At 61.7% G+C, this 4,132-nt stretch carries 3 protein-coding genes and 1 pseudogene; all 4 read right to left on the bottom strand.

What is annotated here, in order from left to right:
* Positions 1–205 (bottom strand): annotated as a pseudogene (locus HLUSI_RS29115) (diguanylate cyclase domain-containing protein); the annotation flags it as partial.
* Complete coding sequence (locus HLUSI_RS0116615; protein ID WP_016835038.1) at positions 202–1,569, bottom strand: TAXI family TRAP transporter solute-binding subunit; 1,368 nt, start codon at positions 1,567–1,569, stop codon at positions 202–204. The pseudogene HLUSI_RS29115 and the gene HLUSI_RS0116615, both read right to left, overlap by 4 nt.
* 93 nt (positions 1,570–1,662) lie before the next feature.
* On the bottom strand, positions 1,663–3,357 hold the full coding sequence (gene recJ / locus HLUSI_RS0116620; protein WP_016835039.1) for a single-stranded-DNA-specific exonuclease RecJ: 1,695 nt from the start codon (positions 3,355–3,357) through the stop codon (positions 1,663–1,665).
* Between the two features lie 10 nt (positions 3,358–3,367).
* Positions 3,368–4,132 (bottom strand): hypothetical protein (locus HLUSI_RS29120; protein WP_050977728.1); only part of this gene is annotated, 765 nt, incomplete at its 5' end.

Consider the following 4,132-nt stretch of genomic DNA (forward strand, 5'->3'; position numbering starts at 1 on the left):
GGCGCCGCTCGACGATGCGGTAGTTGATGTCCTGCGCCAGGTAGCTGGCGATCGTGCTCTGCTGGTCGGCGGCGACTTCGCTGAGATCGTCATGCAGGAAGTTGGTCAACACATGAAAGCGTGCGACCGCGCTGGCGAATACGACCAGGGTGCCGAACAGGACCAGACGGGTGACGAGACTGTTGAAGAAGCGTTTGAAATTCATACGGAGGATGCAGGTGTTGTTGTTATTGTTCGTTGATTCGCAACTTCGCTGACGCGGTCGCGCACCACGCGGATGGCTTGCTTGAGCGCATAGACGTCGCCGTAGTAGCGTTGCGGAATATCGATCTGGTTGGCGTTGGCGTCGATCTCTTCGATTTCGGCATGCCATTCGGCGAGTTTTTCGTCGGATGGTTCTTGCGTGTTCCAGATTTCTTCTTCCAGCAGATGGATTTCCTTGTACCACACAACCAGGCGTTTTTTCATGCTGGCTTCATAGATGCGCGGCACCGCCTGGATCAGACCGAACAGCACGGCGATGAATGGTAGCAAAATCGTGAAGCGGCGCTCGATGAAATTGGCCAGCCAGAACGGCAGATAGCGTTGCAGGAAAGGACGGCCGGATCTGAAATAACGGCGCGTCTCATCGGAGATGTTGAAGTCTTCGATGTTCTGGTTCGGGAAATAATTGCGCGGCGTAAAAAAATCCGGCGCGGTGTGGATCACGTTGGCGGCGTCGAGCAGCAGGTAGGCCAGGGCCGGATGCAGGGACTCCTTCGACACCAGCATGGCGGTGGCCGCGAGCAGCGTGACGTCATGCGAAGGGCGGTCGTTGATCAGGCTGGTGGCGCCGCGCGGATAAGTGATCTTCGACAGCGAGGGAAACTTCTGCACCAGCGCATCGGCCTGCGAAAAACTCATCAGTTTCATGCCGCTGTTGAGCAGCGTGTGGATCAACTGGCTGTCGGCGCGGCCGATGAAGAAGGCCGCATCGATCTTGTTATTGAGCAGTTGTTCGTAGGCCTTGTTGCCGCTGAGTTCTTCCAGTGTGGAGTTGTTGGTGGTGATGCCGTTTTCGGTGAGCAGGTCGTTGGCGACGATGCGCAGGCCGCTGCCCGGCAGTCCCAGCGAAATGCGTTTGCCGCGCAATTGCGACAAGCGGTCATAGGTTGCATTGCCTTGATAGAACACCCAGATCGGTTCATACGAAATCGCGGCAATGGTCTGGATGCCGGGCGCCTGTTCGCCGTTGCCGGTGCCCGATTGGATGAAGCCGACCTGGAATTCGCTGTCGTCTTCGCGCAGGCGCTGGAAATTTTCCACCGAGCCGGACGAGGTGCGGATGTCGAGCGTGATGCCGTCGCGCTTGAGGATTTGCGCATAGCGTTGCGCGTAGTTGTGATAGATGCCGCCTTCGGCGCCGGCGGTCATCACGATCTTGCCTTGAGTGGCGGGCTTCAGCATCGCCAGCACGATCCAGCAGACGGCCAGCAGCACCAGCGAGCCGATCAGCATCAGGCGGCGCAGCCGCTGCGGCGTCATCGGCGGCTTCTGGATGCGGTGCAGCGGAAGAGGAGTCTTGGACATTGGTCGCTGCTTTTTTGCTTGTTGGCGCCCGTTCTTTTATTGAGCGCTGCTTGTGCCGCCGGCTTGTCCTGTCAATTTGCTGACAACGAATCCCTAAGCCGGTTCTGCGTGTTCCACCATCAACTGTACCTTGGTTGTGCCGTTATATTCGTTGGCATCCAGTCTAAATGCAACCGTTGCGTAATCGGGAAGCGCATCCGTGTTGCCGAACCAGATCGCATCGTACTTCTGGCCGTTCTTTTCGAGCAGCAGTTTCAGGTGTTTTTCCTTGAGGATACGCTGACTCAGCACGCGGAAGCGATCGCAGAAGACCGGCGGCGCAAAGCCCTGTCCCCACACCTGGTCGTCCATCAGGCTGATGAAATTGACCGAGTAATAGGCATCCTCGAGCATGCCGTCGGTTTCGACCACGCGCTCGAGCTGGTTCTGGCTTAACCAATCTTTGCCTACTTCTTCAAATGCCTGGGCGAAGGCGTCGAAGGCTTCGGCGTGGATCGTCAGGCCGGCCGCCATCGCATGGCCGCCGAATTTGGTGATTACCGACGGCGCATGCTTGGACACCAGGTCCAGCGCATCGCGCAGGTGGAAGCCGGCGATCGAGCGGCCCGAACCCTTGATCAGGCCTTCGTCGCCGGGTGCGAAGGTGATGGTCGGGCGGTAGAACCTGTCCTTCAGGCGCGAGGCGACGATGCCGATCACGCCTTGGTGCCAGGAGGCATCGAACACACTGATGGTGCGCCGGTCCTGCGGGTTGAAATCGTCCAGCAGGTTCAGCGCGGTGTCCTGCATGCCGGCTTCGATGTCGCGCCGTTCGCGGTTGATGGCGTCGAGTTGCTGGGCGATGGCCCAGGCGCGGCCTTCGTCGTCGGTGGTCAGGCATTCGATGCCGAGCGCCATGTCGGCCAGACGGCCGGCGGCGTTCAGACGCGGGCCGACGGCGAAACCGAGGTCGAACGGGGTGGCGCGGCGCGCTTCCCGGCCGGCGGCGCGAAAGAGCGCGGCAATGCCGGGATGCATCTTGCCGCTGCGCATGCGCTTCAAACCTTGCGCCACCAGGATACGGTTGTTGGCGTCGAGCTTGACGACGTCGGCGACCGTACCCAATGCGACCAGGTCAAGCAGCGTATCGAGCTTGGGCTGGGTCTGGGCGTCGAAGATGCCGCGCTTGCGCATCTCGGCGCGCAACGCCAGCAGCACGTAGAACATGACGCCGACGCCGGCCAGGTTCTTGCTCGGGAAGCCGCAGGACGGTTGGTTCGGATTCACGATCACGCGTGCGTCGGGCAGGCTGTCGCCGGGCAAGTGATGGTCGGTGACGACGACGTCGATACCGCGCGCCTTGGCGGCGGCGACGCCATCAATGCTGGCGATGCCGTTGTCGACGGTGACGATGATGTCGGGCGATTTTTCGCGGATGGTCAGTTCGACGATTTCGGGCGTCAGGCCGTAGCCGTACTCGAAGCGGTTCGGCACGATGAAATCGACTTGTGCGCCGAGGCTGCGCAGGCCGCGCAGGCCGACCGCGCAGGCGGTGGCGCCATCGCAATCGTAGTCGGCGACGATGACCATCTTTTTCCCGGCGGCAATGGCGTCGGCCAGATAGACTGCTGCCGCGTCGATGTGCAGCAGGCCGGACGGCGCGATCAGCGCGCCCAGTTCGCTCGACAAATCCTTGGCGTTGAGCAGGCCGCGCGCAGCATAAACGCGCGCCAGTACCGGATGGATACCGCTGTGGATCAGGCCGTCGACGTCGCGCGGGTCGTAGCTGCGGGTGGCAATACGGATCATGGCGTCAATTTCATGGGGCAAGTTTGGCCAGCGAAGGCTTGCTCCAGAACCTGCGCAGCGATGACGCGGTGACCGTCACGTGCTGCAGTTTGTCCTGGCCGGTGAACACCAGCGACAAGGTGGCGAGGCGCTTGCTGCGTACGGCTTGCAGCAGCGGCGCGAACCATAGCTTGTCGAGCGCTTCCATGCGTTGCAGCCAGTAGCCCCACTCATCGGTCAGGCCAGGTTCCAGCAGATCGCTCAACAACAGCAGGCCATGCTCGCCGGGGGCGGCCAGCACGCCGTCAGGCGCGGAGCTGTGCTGCGCGGTTGCGGTCAGCGCCTGCGGCCAGCCGCTCAGGTTGAAGCTGGCCTGATAGATGGTGGTCGGGACGGTCGAGGCAGCGGCAGCACCGCCCCAGATCCACAGCGAGTTGACCGGTTTCTTGCCGTGCATCTCGCGCTCGTCGTTGATCGCTTCGGAGAACCATTGCATCTGTACTTCGTTCTGGAGCTTGCGCCAGGCCAGTTCGCCCGGACCTTCCGGCATCCAGATGTCGATATTGCGGCCGCTGGCGGCTTGCGGCGAGGAGGTGCGCAGGCCGGCCCAGTCGTCGGCGCGCAGCAGCCAGGTGGCGGCGTCGACATACAGCAGCGTGCGGCCGATTTCTTCGAACAGCGGCAGGGCGGAATTGAACAGGCGGCGCGATTCGGCTTCTTCGAGATCCAGTTGGCCGATGTCGGTCAGCACCAGATGGTCGCGATAGCGGCACGCGCTCCCCGACCCGGACGTTAA

It is taken from the genome of Herbaspirillum lusitanum P6-12, assembly GCF_000256565.1.
GTDB classification, from domain to species: Bacteria; Pseudomonadota; Gammaproteobacteria; order Burkholderiales; family Burkholderiaceae_D; genus Herbaspirillum; species Herbaspirillum lusitanum.